The sequence below is a fragment of the Patescibacteria group bacterium genome (genome assembly GCA_018817085.1).
In the GTDB taxonomy this organism is placed as follows: Bacteria; Patescibacteriota; WWE3; order CG2-30-40-12; family CG2-30-40-12; genus CG2-30-40-12.
Window position 1 is genome coordinate 1 of sequence record JAHIUT010000044.1, and the last position, 3,430, is coordinate 3,430.

The window sequence follows — 3,430 nt, forward strand, 5'->3', positions numbered from 1 at the left end:
ATTATCTTCAAAACCTTTAACCCCAAGCGGAAGTGTCATAGGTACACTCACAATACTTTCGCCATTTGATGTTCTAACCGCAAAAGGCCTGTACAATGACGCTGCCTCTACTGTAACTACTTCAGCACTAACAATAAGCGTATGATTAAGATCTGTCACAAACTCCACATCACTACCCATTATAATTTTATCCCTAGAAAACGGCAAAAAAAACAGGGCCACTAAGATAAGCACACAAATCGCCATCCAAATCGCCATCCAAATTACCCGCCTCTTCTCCATTTCCATACCTCCTTTGAAAAAGCCCCCACTTCCTGGGAAATGCGCAAGTACAAAGTGAAGTTATTATACCAAAGTGTGTCAGTGGGGTCAATTGTTTAATGGGCGGAGGGGGAGAGATTCGAACTCTCGATCCACCAAAGGCGGATAACGGTTTTCAAGACCGTCGCACTAGGCCACTATGCGACCCCTCCAACTCTATACTTTCTTTTATTTCAAAAGCTTTGTGCCTCCAGCAGGAATCGAACCCGCATCTCTCGCTTAGGACGCGACTGCTCTGTCCATTGAGCTATAGGGGCATGCTTTCCCTAAAACTAACTTCTCGTATATCCCCATTCACTCCCGTACAAAACCGTTTCCACTAAAAGCGCGTAATCTAAAATCTCCTCCTTTTTAAACCAAAGCTTTATCTCATCTTCCGCCTCTTTTACAGAACCCGAAGCGTGAACAATGTTGCGAACCGGCTCGTCTAAACTATCCGCCAATTCATACGACTCAATAGTAAAATCGCCTCTAATAGTGCCTACATCCGCCGTTAAAGGATTAGTGGACCCTATTACTTTTCGCGCCACCGCCACCGCATTCGCCCCCTGCCAAATCATAACAAGAATAGGCTTGTTCGCATACCCCTTTAAAAGACGACCGCGAGTTCTTTTTCCCAACTCTATTGGATTTATGCCTTCAGTGGATTCTCCACGAGCTTTCATATTTTTAAGGATGTTCTCGCCATTACTCTTATACCACCACTCCTCGTCTGGATATTGCGCCGATACTTTTTCCTCGGTCATAACAGCAAGTTTGCAAGCTATAAGCTTTAGTCCTCGCTGTTCAAACCTTTTTATAACCTCCCCTATAAGATGCCTTTGTATGCCATCGGGTTTTACGGCAACTAAAGTTTTTTCGTTTTTCACATAAATCACCTCCCTTAGTGGACCGTAGGAGAATCGAACTCCTCACCTCTACTATGCCATAGTAGCGCTCTACCAAATGAGCTAACGGCCCAAGCACAGCGCGTGGTTCGGGGCTAGCTTATATTATAACTTCACAATTTCAATAAGTCCAATGGGATTTCAATCTCAAACATAACTTCTTAAAAAAGGAGTATCCTTTTTCAAAGGATACTCCTTAGTTAAATTCCAAAACTCTCCCCGCCGAATCAACCTTAACAACAATATCCCCATCTTCGTCCGTCCTAAAAACTTCAATATCGGCAGAATCCGCTATTCCCAAAACTTGCAAAGAGGGGTGACCAAAAGAATTTTTGCCCACAGATATCGCCATAATCGCAGGTGTCACCTTTGATAGCAAGGTTTCCAAGCCTTCGTCGTAAGAGCCGTGGTGAGGAGATTTAAGAAAATCTATGTCATCCTTAACCACAGAAACAAGAATATCGCTTTCCGCGTCTCCTGTAAAAAGAGCCTTAAACCCTTTATATTCCATCAACACCACTATGGACATATTGTTTAAATCCGAGGATGAAAAATCTTTCGGAGGCCAAAGAATATAAAAATTAACTCCGTCTAAAGAAAATTTATCGCCACTAAATCCGGGCGTAATTGCCACATTTTCATTAGGACGATTTTCTAAAGGACCGATGTCGTTTATTATAAATAGGGGAGTGGCGCACCTTTTTAAAATCGCGTTTATTCCCGTAATATGGTCACTATGCGAATGGGTGGATAACACAATGTCTACATAACAAGAAAAAAATGGAAAATCCTGCGGTATCTTCCCTACCACACCGCCATCGGGACCGCCATCTATAAGAATTTTTTTGTTATGCGGAGTCTTAATTAAAATAGCATCCCCCTGCCCTACATCCAAAACGGTAATCTCTAAAAAAGTTTCGCCCCCAAAAGAACTTTTGTACCGTACCAAGGCGAGGGGTATTAAAAAAATCGCCACAAGAAAAACTCTTATCGCAATACGAGTTCTTTTTTCTTTATCAGCCATAACACTGAAACTGCCAAAACTAAATAATAAATCGCCATAAACCCTTTTGTTACTTGGAACTCTATTTGCGAAAAACTTAAATTAGCAAAAAGACTCACCACCTGCGAAAAATACACCAACGGAATTTTTACAACTAAACTAACAACAAAAAGCGCTAATTTAAATTTTACAACCTCCAAAATAAAAGCGGTCGCCATATACAAAAACCCCATTACCGTAGCCAAAGGAACTACCCACAAAACAAGCACATTAACTAAAGGACTCACTACGCTAATTCTTCCAAAATAATAAGAGATGATAGGCCAAACCATTATTTGGGCACTCATAGTTGAAACAAAGTCTTCCTCCAACCCATAAAACTTTAATTTTACATATTTTTTAACCAGCGGAGACAAAGCTATTAATCCAAGAGTAGCTAAAAAACTTAAAATAAAACTCAAACTATAAATAATGAGAGGGCTAATAAAAATCATCACAAATGCCGCCAGCAAAAGAACCCCCAAAACATTTTTCTCCCGCCCTTTATACTTTCCATAAAGCATAATCAAACCCATTATCGCCGCTCTTATAATAGGGGGTTCAAAGCCTACTAAAAAAACAAACAATAACACTCCCAGAAAAGAAACGGCGAGAGACGCTTTTCTGCCCAAAAACAGCAAAAGAGGAAAAAGCGCGGAAATTACCAAAGACACATTAAAACCAGACACAACAACCACATGAATCACTCCTGTTTTTATTAAATCCTCGTTAAATTTTTCGGGCAGGTTTTTTATCCCCAAGGTCATTCCAGCCAAAAGCTCCGCATAAGGAGAAGACAAATTCCTAATGTAAATATCGTTTATTTTACTTCGTACCCTTGAAAATACCCGCATAATTCCCGCATACCGAGTTTCCCCCACCTTTCTTATAAAAGACGCTTTTCTATAGGTGGTGTCGCACTTTTCGTCACTGCAGATAGGTTCTGATTTTATATTCAGGGTGTCCCCTACCCTAAAGGTCTCTTTGGAATATGTTCCGGCCTTAAAATATCCAAAATCTAAAATTTGGTAACCGTTACCGTAAAGCGCGGGGTCATTTTTTAACGGCAGGACCGCTTCGCTTTCGGCAAGAACAGTGTTTCTGTAAGCAAGGGCAGATTTGAAACGGAGAACAGAGAGTTCTAGAAATATCAAAGCGAATATGAGTAAGAGAAAGGATA

At 40.8% G+C, this 3,430-nt stretch carries 4 protein-coding genes and 2 tRNA genes; all 6 read right to left on the reverse strand.

Annotation, left to right across the window (positions count from 1 at the left end):
• The coding region (locus tag KJ678_03115) for a hypothetical protein (GenBank protein MBU1017124.1) at nucleotides 1-282 on the reverse strand (282 nt) is incomplete at its 3' end.
• A 103-nt stretch (nucleotides 283-385) separates the two neighbouring features.
• A tRNA-Ser gene (locus KJ678_03120) sits at nucleotides 386-473 on the reverse strand.
• Nucleotides 474-593: 120 nt separating this feature from the next.
• Nucleotides 594-1,190, reverse strand: coding sequence for a nucleoside-diphosphate kinase (locus KJ678_03125; protein ID MBU1017125.1), 597 nt, complete (start codon nucleotides 1,188-1,190; stop codon nucleotides 594-596).
• A gap of 18 nt (nucleotides 1,191-1,208) precedes the next feature.
• Nucleotides 1,209-1,281: transfer RNA gene (locus KJ678_03130), tRNA-Ala, on the reverse strand.
• Nucleotides 1,282-1,404: 123 nt separating this feature from the next.
• Nucleotides 1,405-2,232, reverse strand: a complete 828-nt coding sequence (locus KJ678_03135) for an MBL fold metallo-hydrolase (protein MBU1017126.1) — start codon at nucleotides 2,230-2,232, stop codon at nucleotides 1,405-1,407.
• Nucleotides 2,196-3,430, reverse strand: a 1,235-nt coding sequence (locus tag KJ678_03140; protein MBU1017127.1) for a ComEC/Rec2 family competence protein, incomplete at its 5' end; no start/stop codon positions are given. The genes KJ678_03140 and KJ678_03135, both read right to left, overlap by 37 nt.